The organism is Micromonospora sagamiensis (assembly GCF_014680085.1).
Classification (GTDB): domain Bacteria; phylum Actinomycetota; class Actinomycetes; order Mycobacteriales; family Micromonosporaceae; genus Micromonospora; species Micromonospora inyonensis.
In genome coordinates this window covers 3,588,640-3,612,048 of the sequence record NZ_AP023438.1, presented here as the reverse complement: position 1 = coordinate 3,612,048, position 23,409 = coordinate 3,588,640, and the positions used below count along the sequence as shown (strand labels likewise).

At 73.2% G+C, this 23,409-nt stretch carries 14 protein-coding genes; 6 read left to right on the top strand and 8 right to left on the bottom strand.

The window, feature by feature from the left end; translation table 11 throughout:
* Positions 1-1,028 precede the first annotated feature (1,028 nt).
* Genes IGA62_RS15925 through IGA62_RS15910 form a run of 4 tightly spaced genes read left to right on the top strand, consistent with a single transcriptional unit; the run spans position 1,029 to position 9,423 of the window.
* Entirely contained in the window at positions 1,029-2,597 is a 1,569-nt protein-coding gene (locus IGA62_RS15925; RefSeq protein WP_145820333.1) for a TIGR02677 family protein, read from the top strand.
* A complete protein-coding gene (locus IGA62_RS15920) occupies positions 2,594-3,985 on the top strand; it encodes a TIGR02678 family protein (protein WP_145820347.1) in 1,392 nt (463 codons plus the stop codon). Before IGA62_RS15925 ends, IGA62_RS15920 begins: the two co-directional genes overlap by 4 nt.
* Positions 3,986-4,006: 21 nt before the next feature.
* Positions 4,007-8,137, top strand: coding sequence for a TIGR02680 family protein (locus IGA62_RS15915; RefSeq protein WP_145820349.1), 4,131 nt, complete (start codon positions 4,007-4,009; stop codon positions 8,135-8,137).
* A complete protein-coding gene (locus IGA62_RS15910) occupies positions 8,134-9,423 on the top strand; it encodes a TIGR02679 family protein (RefSeq protein WP_145820352.1) in 1,290 nt (429 codons plus the stop codon). The genes IGA62_RS15915 and IGA62_RS15910 overlap by 4 nt, the downstream gene beginning before the upstream one ends.
* Before the next feature lie 105 nt (positions 9,424-9,528).
* Here the strand turns inward: IGA62_RS15910 and IGA62_RS15905 are convergent, their stop codons facing one another.
* On the bottom strand, positions 9,529-10,539 hold the full coding sequence (locus IGA62_RS15905) for a zinc-dependent alcohol dehydrogenase (protein WP_145822195.1): 1,011 nt from the start codon (positions 10,537-10,539) through the stop codon (positions 9,529-9,531).
* Positions 10,540-10,737: 198 nt separating this feature from the next.
* Between IGA62_RS15905 and IGA62_RS15900 the strand changes: the two genes are divergently transcribed.
* Positions 10,738-11,814, top strand: coding sequence for a spore photoproduct lyase family protein (locus IGA62_RS15900; RefSeq protein ID WP_145820354.1), 1,077 nt, complete (start codon positions 10,738-10,740; stop codon positions 11,812-11,814).
* 31 nt (positions 11,815-11,845) lie between these two features.
* Here the strand turns inward: IGA62_RS15900 and IGA62_RS15895 are convergent, their stop codons facing one another.
* Complete coding sequence (locus tag IGA62_RS15895; protein ID WP_145820356.1) at positions 11,846-12,559, bottom strand: polyamine aminopropyltransferase; 714 nt, start codon at positions 12,557-12,559, stop codon at positions 11,846-11,848.
* 106 nt (positions 12,560-12,665) lie between these two features.
* Entirely contained in the window at positions 12,666-13,964 is a 1,299-nt protein-coding gene (gene serS, locus IGA62_RS15890; protein WP_280526179.1) for a serine--tRNA ligase, read from the bottom strand.
* Between the two features lie 230 nt (positions 13,965-14,194).
* Here serS and IGA62_RS15885 point away from each other — a divergent pair, with 230 nt between their 5' ends.
* On the top strand, positions 14,195-14,818 hold the full coding sequence (locus IGA62_RS15885) for a hypothetical protein (RefSeq protein ID WP_190289183.1): 624 nt from the start codon (positions 14,195-14,197) through the stop codon (positions 14,816-14,818).
* A 61-nt stretch (positions 14,819-14,879) separates the two neighbouring features.
* Here the strand turns inward: IGA62_RS15885 and IGA62_RS15880 are convergent, their stop codons facing one another.
* The 5 genes from IGA62_RS15880 to IGA62_RS15860 form a co-directional block, all read right to left on the bottom strand.
* Positions 14,880-15,431, bottom strand: a complete 552-nt coding sequence (locus tag IGA62_RS15880) for a DUF5872 domain-containing protein (RefSeq protein ID WP_145820360.1) — start codon at positions 15,429-15,431, stop codon at positions 14,880-14,882.
* 123 nt (positions 15,432-15,554) lie between these two features.
* Positions 15,555-16,271: a hypothetical protein gene (locus IGA62_RS15875; protein ID WP_145820362.1), complete on the bottom strand. Its 717-nt coding sequence runs from the start codon at positions 16,269-16,271 to the stop codon at positions 15,555-15,557.
* 613 nt (positions 16,272-16,884) lie between these two features.
* A complete protein-coding gene (locus IGA62_RS15870; RefSeq protein WP_232624662.1) occupies positions 16,885-19,767 on the bottom strand; it encodes a hypothetical protein in 2,883 nt (960 codons plus the stop codon).
* A gap of 3 nt (positions 19,768-19,770) precedes the next feature.
* Entirely contained in the window at positions 19,771-21,558 is a 1,788-nt protein-coding gene (locus IGA62_RS15865; protein ID WP_145820366.1) for an HSP90 family protein, read from the bottom strand.
* A 175-nt stretch (positions 21,559-21,733) separates the two neighbouring features.
* Complete coding sequence (locus tag IGA62_RS15860) at positions 21,734-23,341, bottom strand: amidohydrolase (RefSeq protein ID WP_145820368.1); 1,608 nt, start codon at positions 23,339-23,341, stop codon at positions 21,734-21,736.
* Positions 23,342-23,409 lie beyond the last annotated feature (68 nt).

The window sequence follows — 23,409 nt, the reverse complement described above, 5'->3', positions numbered from 1 at the left end:
CGTACCCGCCGCAAGCGCCGAGGCCAACGCGTACGCGGAGAGACGGGTGCGGACGGTACGGCACGAATGCCTCGACGGATCACCCCCCGGCACTTGCTGACGACCCTGGCCGAATACGTCACGCATTACAACGAGCACCGACCGCATCAGGCCCGATATCAGAGCATCCGCTTGGCGCAAACCGCGATGATCATCCTTCGGTTGACTGAGGCCGTCGAAGTACGGAGACCCTGCTGCTCGCGCGCTGCTTCCCCGCCACCATCGCTGCGGACACCCGGAGCCGTGTGCCGACGAAGGCTCCACCAACGGATCAGCCGCTTCGGCGGTTGCCCCACTGGCGCGGGCTCTGGACCGAGCCTCGGCCGTCGGGGCGCTGACCCGAGATCGAAGCATTCTGGGGGCAACCGGGCGGCTCCCCTATCACAACCTGAACAGGACGAACCCCACCAAACTGATCTTCAGCGAGCGATCACAGCAACACCCCGCTGCGACCGGGACACACAGGGCAGGAAACCAAAGTCCGCAGGTCATCAGCCTGCGGACACGCGCGAAGCAGCGTGTTAGGAAACCGATGCTCTATTCCCTGAGCTACGGGGGCGCGAGTGCCCAGTCTCGCGACCAGCGGATTCACCCGGGGTGGCAGGGAGTGGCCCACGTTCGCCCACGTCACCCGTACCCCTGTTCGCCCAGCCCAGGACCGCACCCCGAGCACACGAACCCCGGTTTGCGGCCGGCGGTCGGCCAGGGTGGCCCGCGCTGGCACCGGTCGGCCGCAAACCGCCTCTTCGCGTACCTGGTCATACTCGATTGGGACGCCTCGACCGCGGCTACCTCGGACGGGAACCGGAAGCGGTCAAGAAGTACCTGCGAAGTGTGGGACTTCAGGCCCTTTCTGGGGGCTGTGGACCCAAGAGGAGTGGCCCTTGACGCGGGTTCTGCGGCTGTCTGCGGTGCCCCGCGCGCCTCGCCGCCCTCCAAGGCCGGCTGGGTAGGGTGAGTGGCTGTTCGCGTCCGGCGGGAGGAAGACGATGACCGTGCAGCCATCCCGGCCCACCTTCGGCCTGGACGACTTCGGGCTGGACGACCGGATGCGGCTGTTCGGTTACGTCACGGCGGAGAACCGGTTCGTCTACCTGTGGCTGCTGCGGGCCTTCGACTCGGCGCGGTCCAGCTACCACGTCGTGCTGCACACCTCTGACGTGGCCGCAGCGCTGGTGGCACTGCACGACGCGAACGCCGACTGCCCGGATCCGGCCCGCCTGGAGCTGCCACGGCTGCTCGACGCCCTGGTGGACTGGGGGGTGCTCGACCGAGGGCAGGACGGTTCCCGGGCCACGACGCTGGCGGAGTACCGCAACCGGCACTCGGTGTACCAGTTCACCGAGGCGGGCTACCGGGCTCACCGGGCGGTGGAGGCGGTGTTGTCGGCGAGCATGGACGACTCGACGCTGTCGCGGTTGGTCTTCGCCGATCTCCTGGCGGATCTGAGCGCGCTCGCATCGGCCAACGAGGCCGGGGACGCGGAGGAGGTGTACCGCAAGTTCAACCGGCTGGACCGGGCGTTGGCGGACATCGCCGAGCGGGCCGCCCGCTTCTACCACATGCTGGGCGACCTGGGACGGACCAACGACGTGCGGCCGGAGGCGTTCCTCGCCCACAAGGACGCGCTGCTGGCTCACCTGCGGGACTTCCACGACGAGTTGCAGCGGTACACGCCCCGGCTGCGCGCGGCGGTGCACGAGGTGGAGGCGACCGGGCTGGATCGGCTGATCGAGGCGGCCGCCGAGGCCGACGAGCGCCTGTTCCACACCCCGGTTCAGCGGCTGGACGACTGGCGGCGGCGCTGGGCGGGCCTGCGGTCCTGGTTGGCGCCGCCGGGTCCGGAGCAGCTCAGCGAGGCGGACCGGTTGTCGGACGCCACAATCGCCGCCATCGGTGACGTCCTCGCCCTGTTGCGCCGGGTCACCGAGGCTCGCCGTGGCGGGGTGAGCCGGGAGTCGCAGCTGCGGCACCTGGCCGCGTGGTTCACCCGCACCGGCACCCAGGAGGCCGCGCACGCCCTGTTCGACGTCGTGTTCGGCCTCGGCGCTCCCCGCCACGTCGGGGTGGCGCACCCGGATCCGGAGGCGATCGCGAGCCGGCTGTCGTGGTGGGAGGCACCGGCGGTGGAGTTGTCCCGCACCCTGGTGGCCACCGGTCGGGCACCCGGGCAGGGGCGGGGACGGCCGGCCCGGCTCGACCGGGTCGACGACCGCCGACACCGGCTGCGCGGCGACCAGCTCGCCCGGGAGCGTCGGTTGGCCGACGCGGCGACGGCGCTGGCCGACGCGGGAGTCGATGAGCATCGGTTGGACGGGCCGCAGACCCAGGTCCTGCTGCGTCTGCTCGACATCGCCCTGGCCGCCCGGGTCGGTGGCGCGACCGCGGTGCCGCTGGCGGCCGCCGCGCACGGCGTCCGGCTGACCCTGACCCCGGCACCGGGACGGTTCACCACGGTGCGCACCGTCGAGGGCCGGCTGCATCTGGACGGGTACGCGCTGACGGTCACGGCCGCGCAGCACACTGCGGTCCGCCGTCCCGAGTTGGTGTCGGCGTGACCGCAGAACCGAGCGGGCTCCGGCCTGCGGTGCACCGTTTCGCCGTCGACGTCCCGGAGTTGGAGTTGGCGGACTACCAGCGGGCGGTCCGGCTGGTTCTGCGCCACCCGCTGATCACAGCGACCTGGCCCGACGAGCGGGCACTGCCCCGGGTGCGGCGGTTCGCCGGCACCCTGCGCCGGGATCTCTCCGAGGCGTTCGGCTACCGGCTGGAGCTGCACGGTGCGACGGCCCGGTTGGTGCGGGTGAAGGACCAGCTCGACGGCACCCAGCCGGCGGTGTCCCGCACCGGGCGGCAGTTCGACCGGCAGCGCTACGCGTACCTGGCGTTGTGCCTGGCCGTGCTCGGTCGCGCCGGTATCCAGATCACCCTCAGCGAGCTGGCCGACTCGGTGGCCGGTGACGCGAACCGGATCACCGGTCTGGGGCTGGATCCGGACCACGGCCCGGACCGGCGGGCGTTCGTGGACGCGGTCGGTTGGCTGGAGGAGCGGGGCGTGCTCCGGCTGGCCGACGGCTCCAGCGCCGCCTGGGCCAGTGACCCCGGGGCGGGTGAGGCATTGTACGACGTCGCGCGGGACGTGGTGTTCGCGCTGTTCCGGCCGACCCGGGTGGTGCAGCACGTCGAGTCGGTGTCGGCGCTGCTCGGCCGGGCGATGACCAGCAGCGGCAACGCCGAGCGCCGGCAGGCGGCCCAGGCGGCCCGGCGGGCGGTGGTGGAGTCGCCGGTCGTCTACCACGCCGACGTCGATCCGGTGGTCGCCAACCATCTGCGCGGCTCGGCGCTCGCCGCCGATGTGGCCCGGTTGACCGGTTTGCGGGTCGAGCGCCAGGCCGAGGGGGTGCTGTTGGTGGACACCGCCGGGTTCACCGGGGAGCGGTTCCCGGGCACCGGCTCGGTGGCGCAGGCCGCGGTGCTGCTGGCGGTGGAGATGGCCGACCGCGTGATGGATCCGGACGGTCGCCGGGTCAAGCGGCTCACCCCGCCGGACGGGAACAGCCGGCAGCAGTCGCTGGTGGGTCAGATCGACGCCGGCCTGCCCACGGCCACCCTGGTGCGCCTCGACGACACCGGCCCGGCCGAGCCGTGGAACACCGAGGACCAGGGCGGCCCCGACGAGAGCGACAGCGCCGGCCGGTTGCCGTTCATCACCGACAGTTTTCTGCGTACCGCCGTCGGCGAGATCCTTGAGCGGTACGGGACCGCGTTCGGGGCCCAGTGGCACGCCGACCCGGACCGGCTACGCGCCGAGGCGGTAGCGCTGCTGGAACGGTTCGGCACGGTCACCGCCGTGCCGGGCGGGGTGCTCGTCCGGCCGCTGGTGGGCCGCTACCGCCACACCGTCGCCGCGGTCAAGCCCCGCACCGTTACCGAAACCCTCTTCTGACCTGACCTCGGGAAGTTGACTGTGATCGAGCACCGTGCCGTCCGCCGGTTCGCCCCCACCAGGGCCGGCATCATCAACCTGTGGGACTACCGGGACGAGGAGTTCCTGTTCGTCGACGGGTGGTTGGTGCTGCGCGGGCCGAACGGCTCCGGCAAGACCAAGGCGCTCGAGGTGCTGTTCCCGTTCGTGCTCGACGGGCGGATCGAGCCTCGCCGGCTGAACCCGTTCGCCAGTGAGGACCGAACGATGAAGTCGAACCTGCTCTACCGGGGGCAGGAGGTCACGCACGCGTACGTGTGGATGGAGTTCGGCGACGGCGAGCAGTACGTGACGGTCGGCATCGGGTTGCGGGCGCACCGGCACGTCGATCGGGTGACCCGCTGGCACTTCGTGGTCGACGGCCGGGTGGGGGTGGACTTCTCCCTGCTGGACGCCGACGACCGGCCGCTGAACCGCCGTGACCTGATCGACCGGTTGGGTGCCGACGCGGTACGGGATTCGGCGGAGGACTACCGGCACCTCGTTGACGCCCGACTGTTCGGCCTCGGTCCGGCCCGCTACGAGCAGCTGCTGGATCTGGTGCTGACCCTGCGAAAGCCACAGTTGGCCAAGGACCTCAACCCGGTCGAGCTGTCCCGCACCCTGCAGCGCGGGCTGCGCCCGGTCGAGGACCACCTGCTGGTGGAGGCCGCCCGCTCGTTCGACGACATGGAGGCGGTCGCGCGTACCCTCGAAGGGCTGGTGGCGGCGGACGGCGCGACGGTCGCGTTCCTGGCGGTCTACTCGACCTACCTGCGCACCCACGCCCGGGCGGCGGCCGACGCCCTGACCGCCCGACGCGACGCGGTCGCCACCCGGTCGGTCGCACTGACCGACGCGCGTCGCGCGGCCCACGCGGCGGCTGAGGCTGAGTCCGAGGCCGGCACTCGGCTGCGGGCCGTCGAGGGCGAGCCCGGACGGCTCCGCGCCCACCTGGACAGCCTGAAAGCCTCGGCGGCATACCAGTCCCACGAGCAGCTCGCCGACCTGGAACGGCACGTGCACGACCTGGCCGAGGCAGCCGAGCGTGCCGACGAGGCCGTCACCGCCGAGGAGACCACGGTGGCCCGGCGGCGTGCCGAATGGGAACGGGCGACGGTAGCGGCCCGGGACGCGCGGGCGGCGGCCGACCGGCTCGCCGCCGAACTTCTACTCGACGCCGAGACGGCCGGGATCACCTGGAGCGCGGACGACGCCGCACCGGACGACCTGGCGGCCCGGGTCACCGCCCGCGTCGCCGCTCGCCGCGATGACGTGCGCGCCATCCGCGCGCAGGTGGCGCGGCATGACCAGGCCGAACGGGACCACTCCCGGGCCGCCGCCGACGCGGCCGCCGCCACGGCCGCCGTCGCCGACGCCGAACAGACCGAGCGCCGCGCAGAGGATGCCGTGGCGCAGGCCCGCACGCGGCTGCGGGAGCAGATCGGGCAGTGGGCGCGGAACAATGTCGGGCTGCTGGCCGACATCGAGCGTCCCGATCTGGCGACCCGGCTGGCCGCCGCCGTGGACTCGGTCGGCGAGCCGGGCGCGCAAACCCCACGGGAGGTGTACGCGGAGGCCACCGTCACCGCTGTGGCCCAGCGACGGGACCGGCTCGCGGCGCTCGCGGCGCACCGCACCGTGCTGGCCGACCGACGGGCCGAGGTGGCCGCCGAACGGGACCGGATCGCCGCCGAGCACGACGACGCCCCGCCCGTCCCGGCCACCCGGCCGGCGCCGCGCACCGGCCGACCCGGTGCGCCGCTGTGGCGGCTGGTCCGCTTCACCGATGGGGTGACCGGCACGGAAGCGGCGGCCATCGAGGCGGCGATGCACGCCGCCGGGCTGCTGGACGCCTGGCTGCACCCGAATCCCGAGACCGCGACGACCGCGCTGGCCGGCGACGACCTGGACGGCTACCTGCTGCCGCTCCCGCCGCACCGGCGGCCGACCGGAACCACCCTCGCTGACGTGCTGGCCGCCGAGGAGCAGGACGACGTGCCCGCCGGGCGGATCGGCGAGGTGCTCGCCTCGGTGGCGCTGGCGGATGTCGCCACCGAGTTGAACGCCGAGCTGGTGACGGTCGGGATCGACGGCCGGTACGCCCAGGGCGTCGGCGTCGGCCGGTTCGCCAAGGCCTCCTGCGAGTACATCGGTGCGACCGCACGGACGGCCCGCCGCGCCACCCGGGTCGCCGAGTGCGACCGGCAGCTGGCGGCCGTCGACGCCGGCCTCGAGGCCGTGGACCGCGAACGTGGGTCCGTCGAGGCGCTGCTGGCGGCGGTGGACGTGGCCGGCGCGCAGCTGCCGCCGCCCGGACCGGTCCACGCGGCGCTGCGGGAGCTGGACCGGGCGGCCGCGACGCTACGCGCCTGGCAGGAGGCCAACGTGGCCGCCGCCGCCCGGCTCGACCAGACCCTGGCCGAGCGGGCCGCGGCGACGGCCGCGCTGCGTCGGACGGCGGCGGAGCGGTCGCTGCCAGTGGACCGACTCGATGACACCGCCGAGGCGGTGGATCGCTTCGACAAGCGCGGCGTACGCCTGGAGAGCGCGCGGCCGGCCGCCATGCGCGCCGCCGAGCAGGAGGAGCAGGCGCGGCAGCGGCACGACGAGGCGGTCGACCGCTTCACCGCCGCGCAGGACACCGCGCGCACCGCCCGTTCCCGGCACCGGGAGAAGGCGGAAGCGTACCGGACGCTGCGCGACAGCGTCGGCGCCGACGCGGAACGGGTGCTGGCCGACGTGGCCCGGACCGCCGACGCGATCACCGAGGCGGAGCAGGCCGTCGAGCAGGCCCGCGCCCAGTTCGGTGCCGCCCGGGAGCAGCGGGCCGCCGCGCTGACCCGGGTGGAGCTCGGCGAGCAGGCCGTGACCGCCGCCGTCGCCGAGGCGCAGCACGATGCCCAACGACTGCGCCCGTACGCCGAGCCGGACCTGCTGGGCCTGCTGCGTTGCCCCACCGACCTGCGCTGGCCGGCGCAGGCCCCGGGCGACGAGCTGGATCCGCAGGTGGCAGCGCTGCACGAGGCGATCCTCGCCGCCACCCGCGAGTTGAGCCCCACCGAGTCGTCGCTCAAGCAGAGCGCCACCCGGCTGACCACCGCGCTGTCCGAGTTGCAGGCACAACTGCCGGCAGCCGGCCTCGACCACCGGCCCGAGTGGGACACCGACGACGGGGTGATCGTGGTCCGGGTCGCCGACGAACAGGGGCTGAGCCCGGTCGCCCACTTCGCAGACCGGATCGCCCGCGAGCGCCGCGACCAGGAACAACTGCTCACCGACTCCGAGCAGCGGGTGCTGGAGGACGCCCTGCTCGGGCAACTCGCCCGGCAGATTCACCACCGCACCATCGAGGCCCGCGACCTGGTGACGGCCATGGACAGCCAGATGCGGGCCCGCCGGATGTCCTCCGGACTCACCGTCGGCGTCGGCTGGCGGCTCGCCGACGACCTCGACCCCGAACAGCGCGACGTCTGCAAGCTGCTCGAACGCGACCCGGCCCGGCTCGGGCCGGCACAGCTCACCGCCATGCGCCGACACTTCGCTGCCCGGATCAAGACGGCCCGGGCGGCAGCGCCCGAGCGGCCGTACCGGGAACTGCTCGGCGACGTCCTCGACTACCGGCGGTGGCGAACGTTCGCATTCACCCTGCACCGACCCGGCGGCGGCACCGAGGCACTGACCCGAGCCCGGCACAGCCAACTCTCCGGCGGCGAGCAGTCGGTCTCCCTGCACCTACCGCTCTTCGCCGCCGCCAACGCGCTGTTCGGCTCGGCGCGGCCGGACGCTCCCCGGCTGCTCGGCCTCGACGAGGCGTTCGCCGGCGTGGACGACACCGGCCGAGGTGAACTGATGGCCCTGGCGAGACAGTTCGACCTGGACCTGTTCATGACCGGCTACGACCTCTGGGCCACCCACCCGGCGGTCAGCGGCGCCGCCCACTACGACCTGTCCCACTCCGCGGTGGAACATGCCGTATCCACCGTGCTGCTGGTCTGGGACGGCTCGACCAACGTCGCGGACTTCGACGGAACGCTGGCTCGCGCGCTCGGCTCCCCGGAGACCCGCCGCGCCCCGGGTGGTCGCGGAGAAACCGACCGGACCGGCGACCTGCTCGACCTCGTGGACGAATGACCAGCGGGCCCGACGACCGGCGGCCGGACCGGCCCGACCGACAGGCGTTGACCGAGCAGCCGGACCAGCCTGGCGATCACGGCGGATCGACGAACCTGGTCGAGCATCCTGGCTGGCGGCGGTTGCTGACGGCCGCACGGCGCAGCCTGGAACGCACCGGCGGCCGGCTCGACACCGCTGTGACGCTGGCCGCTCCCACGGACGACGAACGTCGGGTGATCATCGGTATCACCGGCACCCACCGCTCCGCTGCGGCGGCCCGCCTCAGCATCCGGCTCACCGAGGTGGACGAGCACCTACGGGCGGCACACCGAGTCGGCCTGGCCGACGTGCTCACCACGACGGCTCCGCTGCGTAACCGGCCGGCCGAGCTGAAACGCGAGGCGGTGGCCCGCGACGCCGTCCTCGCCGTGGCCAATGGCGGCCGGCACGCCGGCGCCGCCTGGTATGCCGAATGGCTCGACGGCCTGCGTCGCGACGGCACCCTCACCCGCGTCGTCCGGACCGGAATGCCGTTCGGGGACGTGGTCCGTGTCCTGGACGCGCTGCCTGCGGCCGACGAGCCGATGCCGGTCTTCGCCGACCGGGTGCTGGACGATACGAAGGCACTCACCGAGGATCCGCTGCGTGGGCTCGTCCTCCGTGCCGTCGCCGCGTGGCAGCAGACAGCGCCACCGCTGGACAGCGAGCAGGAACGGGCGTTGTGGGAATCGGTCGGGCTGGTCCCGGACGACCTCGCCAGCCAGGTACTGGCGCTCAACGTGCCGGCCACCGGCGGCCTGGTCGGGCGGTGGCTCACCGAGGCCGCCCGGGCGGGCGTACCGATGCGGGTCACCCTGCACCAGCTGCGCCTGGCACCGCTCACCGTGACCTGCGACGAGGTCTACGTCTGCGAGAACCCCGCCGTGCTACGCGCGGCCACCGCCGCGCTCGGGGACCAGGCTCCGCCGCTGATCTGCACCGAAGGGGTACCGTCGGTCGCCGTGCACACGCTGCTGCGTGCCGCCCGAGGGGCGGTGATCCGGTGGCGTAACGACTTCGATTGGACCGGCGTGCGACTGACGGCGGCGGCTCTCCAGCGGTACCCGGGTGCGGTCCCGTGGCGGATGACAGGGGCCGACTACCTGCCGGGGGCGGGCACCGGCACGGCCCTGCTCGGTACGCCCGCCCGGACCCCGTGGGACGAGTCGCTGGGCGAGTTGATGCAGCGGACGGGCCGAGCGGTGATGGAGGAACGGCTGGTCGACCGGCTGGTCGCCGACCTGCGCACGGCCGGAGCCAACTGATGGTCCGGTCGGCTTCGTGGACTTTACGCGGTGTCCCGCTCCGGGGCGGCGGCGACTGACCCGGCTCGGGCAGAGCCACTCGGTCCTGCTCCACCCGGCGTGGGTTCAGAACTCGAAGACCACGCGGGCGGTGACCTTGCCGGCGAGGACGTCCTCCATGGCCTGGTTGACGTCCTCCGGCTTGCGGATCTGCGACTCCACCCTGGTGCGGCCGGCGGCGTGTAGCGCGAAGACCTCGGCCAGATCGGCGCGGGTGCCGACGATGGACCCGAGCACCGACCGTCCACCCATGATGGTTTCGAAGATCGGTAGCCGCATCGTGTTCTCCTTGGGCAGCGACACCAGCACCAGCCGACCACCGCGGCGCAGCGACGCGTGCGCCTGCTCGAACACCTTGGGGGGCCCGGCCAGTACCACGGCCACGTCGGCCCCGCCCAGCGCCTTGATCGCCGCGACGGGGTCGCTGTTCGCGGCGTTGACCGCATGCCGGGCGCCGAGTTCGCGGGCCAGGGCGAGCTTCTCGTCGGTGACGTCGACCGCGATGGCCTCCCCGCCGAAGATCTGCGCGTACTGCAACGCCAGGTGACCCAGGCCGCCGATGCCGAAGATCGCCACCCGCCCGGTGGGACGTACGTTCGCCACCTTGATGGCCTTGTAGGTGGTGAGGCCGGCGCAGGTCAGCGGCGCAGCCTCCAGCGAGCTGACGCCGTCGGGCACTCTGACCACGTACCGGGCGTACGCGACGGCGTACTCGGCATGCGCGCCGTCGATGCCGTAGCCGGTGTTCTTCTGCGACTCGCACAGGGTTTCCCAGCCGCTGACGCAGTAGTCGCACACCCCGCAGGCGTAGCCGAGCCAGGGGACCGCGACCCGGTCACCGACGGCGACCTCGGTGACCCCGGTCCCGGTCTGCTCGACGACACCCACACCCTCATGGCCCGGGATCAACGGCAACGTCGGCTTGACCGGCAGGTCACCACGCGCGGCATGGATGTCGGTGCCGCACAGACCGCTGGCCTCGATCCGCACCAGCACCTGCCCGGCGTCCGGTGTCGGGACCGGCCGCTCCTGGACCTGCAGTGGCGCGTCGAAACTGGTGACGACCAACGCTTTCATCACGGTCCCTCCTTCGTCGCGTGTCCGGCACCTGGCTCACCCGACGACGCGAGCACCGGTCAGGCCTGCCGGGCTCCAGGCCAGGGTAACGAGGGGAGCGGTGGCTGGTGGCGGCTTTCGTAGGGAAGGGTCTGGCCGGTACGGAAACTGCGGGCGTCGACGGGATTAGGGATGGTGGGTCCGTAGTTGTACCAGTTCGTGACTGACGTCGTCCCGCCCTCCCCGCTGCTCGACATCCGGCGGATCTTCCTGGAGCCGCAGGCCGCCGCGCTCCCGCGCGGCCAGCAGGTGCTGGCTCGGTTCCCCGACGCCGAGCGCATCGAGATCGACAGCCACACCCGCATCCCCGAGCTGTACGGCGACGAGACGAACGTGGCCCGCTGGGTGCGGATCAAGACCGAGACCCTCGTGCTCGGGGTGAAGAAGTCGCTCACCGCCCGGCCGAACGGTCGCTCCGGCGACTTCATCGCCCCGTCCACCGCCAACGGCTGCGCGATGGCGTGCGCCTACTGCTACGTCCCCCGGCGCAAGGGCTACAGCAACCCGATCACGGTCTTCACCAACATCGAGCGGATCACCGGCTACCTGTCCCGCCACGTCGCCCGGCAGGGTGTGAAGGACATTCCGGACCAGTGCGACCCGCACGCGTGGGTGTACGACATCGGCGAGAACTCCGACTGCTCGCTGGACGCCCGGATCAGCGACAACGTCCGGGACCTGGTCGCCTGCTTCCGCGACCTGCCCACCGCCAAGGCCAGCTTCGCCACCAAGCACGTCAACCGGGACCTGCTCGACTGGGACCCGCGTGGGCGCACCCGCATCCGGTTCTCGTTGATGCCCGCCTCGGACGCCAAGCTGCTCGACATCCGCACGTCACCGGTCGCCGAGCGGATCGCCGCCATCGACGACTTCGTCGCGGCCGGCTACGAGGTGCACGTCAACTTCAGTCCGGTGGTGGTACGCGACGGCTGGCTCGACGACTGGGCGGAGCTGCTCGACCAACTCGACGCCGGGATCGGTCCCCGGGCCCGGGCGCAGCTCGCCGCCGAGGTCATCTTCCTCACCCACAATGACCGGCTGCACGAGGTCAACCTCGGCTGGCACCCGAAGGCCGAGGAGCTGCTCTGGCGTCCGGACCTCCAGCAACCCAAACGCTCGCAGAGCGGCGGTTGGAACCTGCGCTACCGCACCGGGCACAAGGGCCGCTACGTCGCGGCGTTGACCGGGCTGATCGCGGCGCGCGCACCGTACTGCCGCATCCGCTACGCCTTCTAGGCTCTCACCCTCGCGCGGAGCCGCGTCCTGGCTACCGGCTCGCCACGTAGACCGTGTTGGCGGACTCGCCGCCGGTCAGACAGTTGTCGAACCTGACCACGTGGGCCCGCACGGCGACGAACACCTCCTCGAGCATGGCGGTGAACTGCTCGTCGGGCGCAGCGTCCGACCACAGCGCGAAGACACCCCCGGGCCGCAGTTGGGCGGCGAGCCGCCGCAGACCGGCGGGGGTGTAGAACGCGGCGTGGCGGGGATGCAGGACATGTCGGGGCGTGTGATCGATGTCGACCAGGATGGCGTGGAAGCGCCGGTCAGGCAGCTGGGGGTCGAGGCCGGCCGGGTCGTTCACCATCGCGAAGAAGTCGCCCTGCACCAGACGACTGCGCGGGTCCTCGGTGATCCGACCGGCCATCGGCAACATCCCGCGCCGGTGCCAGGAGATCACCTCGCCGAGCGCCTCGACCACGGTCAGCGACCGTACCCGCTGGTCGTCGAGCACGGCTGCGGCGGTGTACCCGAGGCCGAGACCTCCGACGACGACGTCGAGATCGACCTCTTGCAACTCGGCCAGGCCGAGCCGGGTGAGTTCGACCTCGGCCACCGTGAACAGGCTCGACATCAGGTACTCGTCGTCCAGCTTCACCTCGTAGACGTCGACGCCGAGCGCCGGGTCCAGCCGGCGTCGCAGGCTGATGGCGCCGATCGGCGTCTCACGCCAGTCGAGTTCCTCGAAGCGGCGTCCCATCGTCTTTCCTCACTCTCACACTTCGGCGCGGGGAGCCGGAACGACCGCAGCGGCGACGCGGGGTCCCGCCGCGCGGTGAGCGCCACCGCGCGGCGGGACCCGAACGTCAGCGTCGGGGCGACGGCCTCAGGAACTCGCCACCCATGTACGGCCACAGCGCCTCGGGCAGCCGGACCCGGCCGTCCGGAAGTTGCCCGTGCTCGATCAGGGCCGCCCACACCCGCGGAGTGGCCATCCCCGAGCCGTTCAGGGTGCGGACGAACCGGGGCCGCCCGTTCTCGGCCCGGTAGCGGATGTTGCTGCGACGCGCCTGGAAGTCGGTGAAGTCCCCGACCGACGAGACCTCCAGCCACTTGTCGACCCCCGGCGAGTAGACCTCCAGATCGAAGATCCGCGACGAGGAGAACGTCAGGTCGCCGGTGCACAGGTCCACCACGCGGTAGGGCAGTTCCAGGGCGAGCAGGGTCCGCTCGGCGTCCGCGAGGAGGGCCGCGAGTTCGGCGGCCTCCTCCTCCGGACGGCAGATGCGCACGAGCTCCACCTTGTGGAACTCGTGGAGGCGCTGCATTCCCCGGGTGTCCTTGCCGGCGCTGCCGGCCTCCCGGCGGAAGCAGGCCGTGTGGGTCATGTACCGCAGCGGAAGCTGTGCGTCGTCCAGCAGCTCGTCGCGGTGCAGACCGGTCAGGGGGACCTCACCCGTCGGTACAGCCCACAGGTCGTCGACCGTCGAGTACGTGTCGTCGCGGAACTTCGGCAGGTGACCCGTGCCCACCATCGTGTCGCCCCGGACGAAGTGCGGTACGACGGTCTCCTCGTAGGTGTCCCGGTTCAGGTCGAGGCCGAGCTGCACCAGGGCCCGGAGCAGGCGTGCCCCGTCCCCGCGCAGCACCGAGAAGCCGGACCCGCTCAGCTTGGCGGCCCGCTCCGGCTCGAAGATCCCCAGCTCGCCGGCCACCTCCCAGTGCGGCCGGGCGGACGGGTCGGGCTTGGCCTCCGGACCGCCGTACCGGAGCACGACGTTGTGGCTCTCGTCGCTGCCGACCGGTGCCTCGGGAGCGGGCAGGTTGGGCAGCACCAGCAGCAACTGGCGCTCGTGCTGCTCGGCCTCACGGAACCGCGCCTCGGCGTCCGCGACGTCCCGCTTCAGGGCGATCAACTCCTGGCGGATCTTCTCCGCCTCGTCACCACCCCGCGCGATGATCTTGCCGGACTCCTTGGAGCGGCGGTTCATGGTCTCACGCAGACCGTCGAGCTCGAGCCGTACGGCCCGGCGCCGTTCCACGGCGTCCCGGGCGGACAGCACAAGAGACTTCTCGACCCCCTTGGTCGCCAGCCGGTCGGCCACAGCTTCCGTGTCTGTCAGCAACTGCGTGAGGTCAAGCACCGCTTGTCCGTCTCTTCCCATTAGTTTGGATCACATATGCCGGAGTAAGGAAGCATAGCGGCTGGACCTCGTCCGGCCCGGCCGGACGGTGCTCCGCCCCCGCCTCCCGGCCGGCCCCGGGGCCGCCCCGACGGCCGGACACCGGACGGGACCGGCCGTCAGCCCCTGAGCCGAGCCGGGGTTCGTACGTCCGGGAGGGGTACGGGTTCGCGCCGGATGTCGCCGACCCGGCCCATTGCCAGGCTGGGGTGATGATCCTCGATGATGCCCGGGCGGCCGGGCCCACCTCGTACCCCTGGTTGCGGCCGACCGCCGTGGCCGCACCGCTGCTGCTGCTCGGCTACGGCCTGCTGCGTCTGGTCGACGGCCTGGACGGGCACCGCGACAAGGGCGGCTGGGAGTGGAACGTCGGACATGTGTTGTTCCTGCTGGGCATTCTGGTGTTCGCGGCGCTGCTGGTGCAGCTGCGCGGCCTGCTGGGGACGCGATCCCCACGTGCGGTGCGGGCGCGAACCGCGCGCCACCCGGCGGCGCGATCACCGCGGAACGGCGCCGTACCGGATGTGGCGACGATGGCCGGGCTGGCGGGGGCGGTCGCGTTCGTGTGGGTGATCGTCGGGGACCTGTTTCCCCGCTTCGCCGAGGCGGTCGAGACGCCGGATCTGGTGTTCCTCGGCGGGCCACTGTTGTTCCAGCTCGGGTTGCTGACCCTGCTGGTGCTCGCGGTGCGGGCCCGGATGGCCCCGGTGTGGGGGCCGCCGCTGGTGCTGGCCGGCTTCGTGGCGATCGCCGTGTCGCTGGATCTGCTGCCGGTCGGCGCCGCTCTGGTCCTGGCCGGACTGGCACCGCTGACTCCCGCCCCCCGCGCCGGCTGAACCGGCCCCGTCCGGCGCGCCCCGCCGGCCCGGCACCGGCCGCACCGGTCGGGGCTGACGGTCAACGCCGGTTCAGCTCCGACTCGAGGCGTTGGATGAGGGTCTTGCGGGCCCGTCCACCACGCTCGCGCCGCAGTTCCGTCCTGAGCTGACGCGTGTCGAGGCCACGGACGAGTTTGCCCGCCTCGGCGACCGTCAGGTCCGACAGTCGCTCGGGCGCGGTGACCTCCTTGCGGGCGCGACTGGCCGGCCCCGTGTTGCCGACGTGCTGCTGGCCGCTCCGGGAGGCCTTCCGCTTCCTGGTGTCGGTCGCGCGCCGCTCCTCGGCGGAGAGCCGCTCCCAGGCCCGCTTGGGCAGGTACCGGCTTGTCTCGCCGTCGTGACGTGCCTGGGCGGAGCCCTCCTTCGTCTGCCACTCCTCGGCACCCCACCGCCGCAGGGACCTCTGCCGTTCGTCCCTGGGCCCCTGGTAGCCGCCGCCGCGTTTCTGGTACTCCTTGGTGAGCAGCTGCGACTTGCGCGCCGACCACTGCCCCGGCCTGCCGCCCCGGTCGGAAGCCTTGATCTCCTCTTTGATCTGCTCCCTCAGTTCCGGCTTCGTGTACCGCGCCATACCGTGCCATTACCCGGCGTGGAGCGAACATCACGCGTACCGGCACCGTCGCCGGGATCGAGGCGGTCGCGCCGGTGGGCCGGTGGGCCGGACACCCCGGCCCGGCCCACCGGCAGCACGTCACTAGTCGAGTTCCGGCAGCGTGGCCTTGCCGTTGTCGACGAAGGCGAAGGTCGTCTCCGGTCCCCCGTCACCCGCAGCCTGGGCCACCAGACCGCTGCTGGCGGTGGTCCCCAGGCGGACGTTCCCGGCACCACGGATCGCGTACGTCGGGCGGCCCTGCTTGTCCGTGGCCCGCATCCGCTCCAGCGTGAAGAGCTGCCCGGCCGACGACGTGTCGCAACCGGCCGCCACGACAGTGGCCGGGCTGGTGCCGTTGTCCCGCAGGCCCATGCAGAAGGGCTCACCGCCGCTGCCGGCCTTCGCCGTCTTGATCTGATGCCGGCCGCCGTCCACCGGGTCGAGGACGAACAGGGCGTACTCCGCCTCACCGTCGGTCAGGTTGAGTCGTCCCTTGGCGTCGACGGCCAGGATCGACTCGAACGAACCGACCGGTGCGATGACGACCTGACGTTCACCCCGCAGGATGGCCTCGTTCCCACCGCCGCCGCCTCCCGCCGCTGGCGGACCGGTGGTCGCGGACGGCGTGGTGGCGGACGGCGTGGTGGCGGACGGCGTGGCCTGCGGGTCACCGGTCGGGACACCTGCCGTCGAGCCGGTCGACGATGCCGCCGGCTCACCGTCCGGGTCGGCGGCACACGCCTGCTGGGTCAGCAGCAGGCCGGCGCAGAGCGCCGCCGTCATGCCGGCACGGGTGGAACGGGCGATCGGACGTTGCATTTCCGGTGCCTCCTCGATCGGTGGAGCCGTCCGGTTCGACGGCGCATCGTCGGACATTCCGTATGCTCGTTCTCCATCGGGCCTAAACCCGACGAAGGTCACAGGCGACACCGGTGGCGGCCGGGAGTCCCGCCGCTGTCCGATACCCGTCACCGGGGTCAGCGGCATTCGGGCGCGGCATCGAACGGTGCCCGGACGCCGCCCCAAGCTGGGACGAATCCGCTCCCCTCGACCCGTCGTCCGGGCCGCGCCGGTCCGGAATCCGTCGCAGGGCCCCGGAAAACCGTGCGTCGACTGTGGATCGCCTTCCGTAACGTCGGGCACGGCGGGAAGGCCGCACCGGTTCGCCCCGAGCACGTCGACACCCGGGTGTCGTCACAGGTCCGGATGACCGGGGTCGACCTGATCTCGGACACCCAGGTCCGGGTGACCGCCGCCGAGGACCAGGACGGGTTCGCCGGCAACTGGGCACCCCGGCGTACGCGATCTGCGCCTGAGCCGCTGTGCCTCGGGGACGAGGCACCCGATCGCCCCGTCCGGCACCGCACCCGGGCGGAGAACCCTCCGCCCGGGTACCGGCACCGTCCACCACCGTCCGGCCGGACGGGTGCGGTCACTCGTCGAGGTTGTGTTCCTTGCGGATCTCGCTCGCCTCGTCCGACCGGCCCAGCTCGTCCAACGCCTGGGCCAGCAGCCAGGCCGACTGCTCCGCCAGCCGCGATCCGGCGGGCAGCCCGCCGAGGACCCCGCGCAGCAGCCGCTCCGCCTCCGCCGGCCGGTCGAGGCGGAGCAGCAGGTCGCCGGTGAGGACGTCCACCTGCGCGGCCTCGCCGAACGCCTCGATCGACCGGAGCCGGTCGGGCAGCCCGGCCAGCCGGTCGAGTGCCTCGTCCAGCCGGCCGGCGTCGGCCAGCACCCGTGCCCCGGCCTCGGCAGCCAACGCCAGCTCGTACGTCACCGGCGGCTCCTGGTCCGGCTCCCCGGCGAGTGTCGCCGCGAGGCGGTCCACCTCCCCGACCGTCCGCACCGCCGCCGCGCTGTCGCCGGCCCAGAGCCGGGCGTACGCCTCACGGCGGCGCGCCCGTAGTTCGTCGAGCGCCAGCCCGGCCAGTTCGTACGCGTGCGCCGCCTCGACGAACCGCTGCGCGGCCTGGGCGTCCCGGTCGGCGTCGTAGAGGATGCCGCCGGCCTCCTCCAGCACCTGGGCCCGGTGCGGGAGGTTGTCCGGTCCGTCCAGGTTCTCGGCGAGCTGGGCCAGCAAGGCCAGCGCCGGGTCGATCTCGCCCAACCCCTGGTAGATGCCGGCGAGCAGGTGCCGGCAGCGGTCCGCCTCGGCCTGCGCGCCGAGCCGGTCGAGCCCGAGCACCGCCTCCTCGGCGACCTCGGCGGCCTCGCCCAGCCGCCCGGCGACCCGGTACGCGTTGGCCAGCTCCCAGCGCAGGAAGGCGTCCCCCTCGGCGCCGCGTTCCACGCAGAGCGTCACCGCCTCGGCGAGATCGTCCACCGCCTCGCCGGCCCGTCCGGTTGCCATCAGCGCCCGGGCCCGGGTGACCCGGGCCGGCAACGACACGCCGGCCGACGCCACCGCCAGCGCCTCGTCGCAGGCGGTCACCGCCTCCGCCGGGTCGTCCGTCGACCGGGCGTACGCCAGGCAGGCCGCCGCCAGCAGGTCCCCGACGCCCAGCTCGCGGCCGAGCCGCCGGGCCTCCTCCGCCGCCTCCCGGCACTCCTGTGGCCGCTCCAGCGCGTCGAGCGCCTGGACACGGTGCAGCGCCACCCGCGCCGCCAGGTACGGGTCGCCGCCCGCGCCGGCCGGCACCCGGTCCAGCGCGTCGAGCGCTTCCGCCCAGCGCTGCCCGTACAACAGCGCCAACGCGACCCGGTCGTGGGCGGCGGCGCGGAGCCGGTCGTCCCCGCTCCGCTCCAGCGCCTCGGCGGCCGCGCCCACCAGCGCCAGCCCTTCCTCGGTGCCCTCCTCGGTCATGGCGAGCAGGACGCCGACCCGGCCGGCCACCACCTGGGCCCGGACCTCGTCGCCCAGCTCCTGGTACGCGGTCAGCGCCGCCCGACCTGCCCCGATCGCGGCCGGGATCTCCTCGGCGTCGCTCAGCTCGGCCGCCCGCAGCTCCAGCCGGTGGGCCGCCGTCGCCGGGGACGGCTCGGTGCCACCGAACCGCGCGTCGTAGGCGGCCAGGGCGGCCCGGAAGGTGACCGGGTCGTGCCGGCGCCACCGCTCCTCGGCAAGGTCCAGCAGCTGGTCGGGGCTGGCGTCAGTGGGGATCTCGGCCGGGGCGGGCGGCGGTCCGCCCGCTGCCGTGATCCCGCTCGCCGTCGCTGCCGCCGGGGCGCCCCCGGCGGGGGTGGCGGTCGGGCGGACCGGACGGCGGCGCAGGCTCGCCGAGAGCGGCAGGTGCTCGCCGGTCGGTCGGGCCGCGAGGCGCTGGGCGATCAACTCGGACTGGTGGGTGGTGCCGTTGCGGGCGTCGAAGCGGGCGGCCAGCGCGGTGGCGGTCTCCGCCAGCTCGGCGGCGAGCCGCCCGGCCGGGACGTCGGCCGCCGGTCGGTCGGTGGCGGCCCGCCGGTAGACCGTCAGCTCACCGTCCACCTGCCGCAGCGCGGCGGACGCGGCGGCGGCGAACTGCATGGCGGCGGCGGGCGACGGCGCCCGGTCCAACCAGTCCAGGTGCCGCTCGACCAGCTCCAGGGCACCGGCCTCGTTGCCGGTGACGGTGCGGAACTCGACGTGGTCTGCGATCTCCCACAGGTCGGCGAGGTTCCCGCGCATCCGGCGGTACGCCTCCCGGTGCGCGTTGCGCGCGTCGTCGTGCCGGCCGGTGCGCAGGTACGGCACGAGGAGCGTGGTCAAGATCGCCTGCGGCTGCTCGTTGCAGTTGAGCCGCCCGGCGAGCACCGGCTCGGCCAGGGCGACCGCGTCGGCGTGCTGGCCGGTGTCGGCGAGGTACCGCACCTGGGTGGTGGGGTCGCAGCCGGCGCAGTCGGAGAGGTCGTCACGCGGAGTGGTCTGCCAGAGCTGGTACCAGTGCGCCGCCGCCTCGGCGTCACCGACGTGGTCGGCCACCATGAACCGGTGCTTGTGGACGGCCTGGAGGCTGTGCCCGCCCGCGCGGTAGCGCCGCTCCATGTCGTCGAGCACCGCACGGGTGCGGTCCAGCGGCACCTCGGGGAAGTTCAGCAGGGCGTTGATCATGTACTTGAAGTGCCACAGCAGCTGCCGGGCGGCGCGGGCGTGGTAGGGCTGCGGATCCCGGTCGAACTCGGCCAGGCACCAGGAGAAGGTGACGAACGACTTGGCCGGCTCGCCACCGTAGACGTACGCGGTGGTGCACTGCATCCGGGTGACGAAGGCGAGTTGCCGGTCGTCGGTGGTGTCGACCCGCCGGATCAGCTGCTCCAGGGCGGCGATCTGCCCCGCCCCGTACGGCATGTTGTCGATCTCGCGGAGCACCCGCCACAGGTCCTCGTCGGTGGTGGACACCATTCACTCCCGTCCGGGTACGGCCCGGCCGAGCAGGCCGAGGAAGGAACTGTTCAGCAGCGCGGCGTCGGCCGCGCGGATCGGGTGGTGTCCGAGCAGCAGCGCCTGGCCGTACAGCGCCTCGACGGCGAGTCCGACCAGTTCCGGGTCGGTCAGCGTGCTGACCCGGCGGACCAGCGGGTTGCGATGGTTGAGCACCAGTTGCGGGCGGTCCGGCGGGGCGGTGGCGGCGAGCGCGTCCAGCACCCCGCCCCACAGTTCGTCGGCCCGGTCGCGGCTGGCCGCGAGCTGGTCGTTGAACGCCGCCGACCGGCTGACCAGGTAGAGCGCCGGCAGTGACACCGGGTCGTACGCCCGGAACACCACCTCGCAGCCGGTCCGGTCCAGCGCCCGCTGGGCGGCGACGAGGAACGGCCGCAGGGCCAGCTCGACCTGCGGGTCGAGGCCCTCGAAGCGGGTGGTCAGGTCGCTCGGTTCCAGCCGCTCGATGAGCACCGACCGGTCGACCGTGGGCAGGCGCTCGATCAGCTCGGTGTCGTAGGTGTAGCCACCGTTGACCACGGGCAGATCCTGCGCGGCGGCCACCGCGGCGAGCTGACGGAACTCGTCCAGGCTGGCGGCGTACCGGATGAGGCCGTGCCGCTGGCGGAACTCGGCCAGGGTCAGCGTGCCGACGTTGGTGTCCATCGGCCACCACTGGTCGACCAGGCGCAGCATCTCGTCGTCGTGCAGCGCCAGCGCCTTCACCCCGAGGTGGTGCACCTGGAGGAACTCGGCCAGCCGGCGCGGGGCGTGCTGCGCCAGCCGGACCAGCCAACCGCGCACCTGCTCCCCGAGCGCCTCGCGGGTGGCGGTGAGCAGGGCGTCCTCGTAGAGCGCCTCCCGGCTGGCGGTCGGCCGCAGCTCGCCGGCGTCCACCACGCAGTGGGCGAAGAACGCCCAGTCCGGCAGCAGGCCGTCGGCGTGCTCGGCGAGCAGCATCCGCTTGAGGTACACCCGGTGGCCGGCCCGGGCCGCCGGGTTCACCGGCTCGGACAGGATGAACGCGACACCGGTCAGCCCCGCCTCCGGCACGGACAGCGGCAGCACGTCGAACGGGTCGACGCCGAGCGTCTGGCGCGCGTACCGGACCAGCGCGGCGCGGTCCACCGGCGCGCCGGGCGTGGTCGGCCACGGCGGCGGGCCGGCGGTGGTCACCACGTCGCCGACCCGGACGGTGACCGGCAGCAGCGAGCCGAAGAGCCGGGCCAGGTCGGTGACGGTCGGGGTGGCGAACCACTGCTCGGCGTCCCGGCGCGGGACCAGCGTGACCGTGGTGCCCGGCTCGCTCCGCCCGGCTCCCGGTGGGGCCGGCGCGACCGCGTACCGGCCGTCGGAGTGGCCGGTCCAGCACACCGTCGGCTGGTCGCCGTGCCGGGTGACGACCCGGATCTCGTCGGCCACCAGGAAGCAGGAGAGCAGCCCGATGCCGAACTGGCCGAGGAACTCGTGCCGGGAGAAGCCCAGCTCGTCCCGTTTGGAGCTGCGGCCGATGGTGGCCAGCAGCTCGTGCACCTGAGCCTCGGTGAGGCCGATGCCGGTGTCGTGCACCCGAAGCGTCCCGTCGCCGGTCAGCTCGGGTGGCTCGATCCGGATCAGCGCGGGCGCGTCGGGCTCGGCCGCGCGCCGTGCGGTGATCGCGTCCACCGCGTTCTGCATCAGCTCGCGGACGTACACCCGCGGACTGCCGTAGAGATGGTGACTGAGCAGGTCGACCACGCCACGGAGGTCGACCTGGAAGGTGTGGTCCACGCCTGAGTGCTCCCCGTCCAAGGTCGGCGACCACCGTACCCATGGGCCCCGACAGTCCCCCGACCGCCCGGCGGATCGTCCGGGATCCGGTGCCGCGCGCGGCCCCTGGGCTACCCGGATCGGACGTGGACGGCACCGGGCCGGTGGCCACCGGGACGCCGGGCTCCGCGCGGGGTCAGCGTTGCCAGCGGACCACGCCGCCGACGACGGTCAGCGCCACAGTCAGGTCACGCAGGTCGGCCGGCTCGACCTGGTACGGATCGGCCGGCAGCGCGATGAAGTCGGCGAGCATCCCCGGGCGCAGCCGTCCCTTCAGGTGCTCCTCGTAGGAGGCGTACGCGCCGGCGGCGGTGAAACCGTGCAGCGCCGCGTCCAGGTCGAGCCGCTCGTGCGGGTCCACCCCGCCGGGCGGGGTGCCGTCGGGCTGCTGCCGGGTCACCGCGGCATGGATGCCGTGGAAGGGATCCGGGTCCTCGACCGGGGCGTCCGAGCCGAACGCCACCGTCGCGCCGGTGTCCAGCAGGCTGCGCCAGGCGTACGAGGCGAGATCCCGGCCGGCGAGCATCCGGCTGGTCAGGGGGATGTCACTGGTGCAGTGGGTCGGCTGCATCGAGGCGGTCACGCCCAGCCGGGCGAGCAACGGCACGTCCGCCGGGCGCAGGTGCTGGGTGTGTTCGATCCGGTGCCGCAGTCGTGGCACCGCCCCGGCGGCGGCCGGGTCGGTGCAGGCGGTCTCCTGCCACCGGGCGTACGCGCGCAGCACCATCCGGTTCGCCGCGTCACCGATGGCGTGCGCCGCGACGGCGATGCCCGCCCCGGACGCCTTCGCCACGAGCCGTTCGAACTCCTCCACGGGGGTGACCGCGATGCCGTGGTTGTCCGGCTCGCCCTCGTACGGCTCGGTCATCAGGCAGGTGTGCGAGCCGAGCGCCCCGTCGGTGAAGATCTTGACCGGCCCGGTACGCAGCCAGCGGTCCCCGTCGCCGGTCGCCCAGCCCAGGTCGATCGCCTCGTCCAACGCGGTCGACGGAATCGACTTGTGCACCCGCAGCGGCAGCTCGCCCCGGGCGTACAGGGTCTCGTAGGCGGCCCGGCAGTCCTGCCCGTCGAGGTCGTGGATGCTGGTGAGGCCGACGGCGAGCAGCCGGGGCAGGTGGGTGCGCAACTGCTCGACCAGGTCCCCGGTGAGGGAGGAGCGCATCAGGTCGTAGGCGGCGTCCCCGGCCGCCTCCCGGAGGATGCCGGTCGGCTCGCCGTGCTCGTCGCGGACGATCTGCCCGCCGACCGGGTCGGGGGTGCGGGCGTCGATGCCGAGCCTCCGCAGGGCGGCGCTGTTGACCCAGGTCGTGTGCCCGTCGATGCTGGGCAGCACGGCGGGCCGCTCCGGGCAGACCCGGTCCAGGTCCGTCCGGGTCGGCTGCACCGGCCGGGCCCACTTGTGGCTGTCCCAGCGACCGCCGAAGAGCCAGGCGTCGGGCGGCAGGGTGGCGGCGTGCCGCGCGATCCGGGCCAGCGCCTCGTCGAGGCTGGTGGTGCCGCGCAGGTCCACCTGTTCCAGGCCGCGCACGTAGAGCGCCGAGTGGATGTGGCTGTCGATGAGACCGGGCAGCACGGTCATCCCACCCAGGTCGACCCGGCGCGCCCCGCCGCCGGCGCGGTCCCGGCACTCGTCGCGGTTCCCGACGGCGACGATGCGCTCGCCGCGCACCAGCATCGCCTCGGCGCGCGGGTGGGCGGGGTCGAGCGTGTGGATCCGGGCGTTCTCGAAAACCGTGTCGGTCATGGGGCCTGATTCGACGGTCGGGCAGGGACCACCATGCTAGTGCCGGACCAGGGTGGTTCGCGGTCCCG

What these genes read in the sequence shown, in the direction of transcription:
- IGA62_RS15925 (WP_145820333.1), top strand. Translation starts at nt 1,029, where the DNA reads ATGACCGTGCAGCCATCCCGGCCCACCTTCGGCCTGGACGACTTCGGG.
- IGA62_RS15910 (WP_145820352.1), top strand. Translation starts at nt 8,134, where the DNA reads ATGACCAGCGGGCCCGACGACCGGCGGCCGGACCGGCCCGACCGACAG.
- IGA62_RS15905 (WP_145822195.1), bottom strand. Translation starts at nt 10,539, where the DNA reads ATGAAAGCGTTGGTCGTCACCAGTTTCGACGCGCCACTGCAGGTCCAG.
- IGA62_RS15895 (WP_145820356.1), bottom strand. Translation starts at nt 12,559, where the DNA reads ATGGGACGCCGCTTCGAGGAACTCGACTGGCGTGAGACGCCGATCGGC.
- serS (WP_280526179.1), bottom strand. Translation starts at nt 13,964, where the DNA reads ATGGGAAGAGACGGACAAGCGGTGCTTGACCTCACGCAGTTGCTGACA.
- IGA62_RS15885 (WP_190289183.1), top strand. Translation starts at nt 14,195, where the DNA reads ATGATCCTCGATGATGCCCGGGCGGCCGGGCCCACCTCGTACCCCTGG.
- IGA62_RS15880 (WP_145820360.1), bottom strand. Translation starts at nt 15,431, where the DNA reads ATGGCGCGGTACACGAAGCCGGAACTGAGGGAGCAGATCAAAGAGGAG.
- IGA62_RS15875 (WP_145820362.1), bottom strand. Translation starts at nt 16,271, where the DNA reads ATGCAACGTCCGATCGCCCGTTCCACCCGTGCCGGCATGACGGCGGCG.
- IGA62_RS15860 (WP_145820368.1), bottom strand. Translation starts at nt 23,341, where the DNA reads ATGACCGACACGGTTTTCGAGAACGCCCGGATCCACACGCTCGACCCC.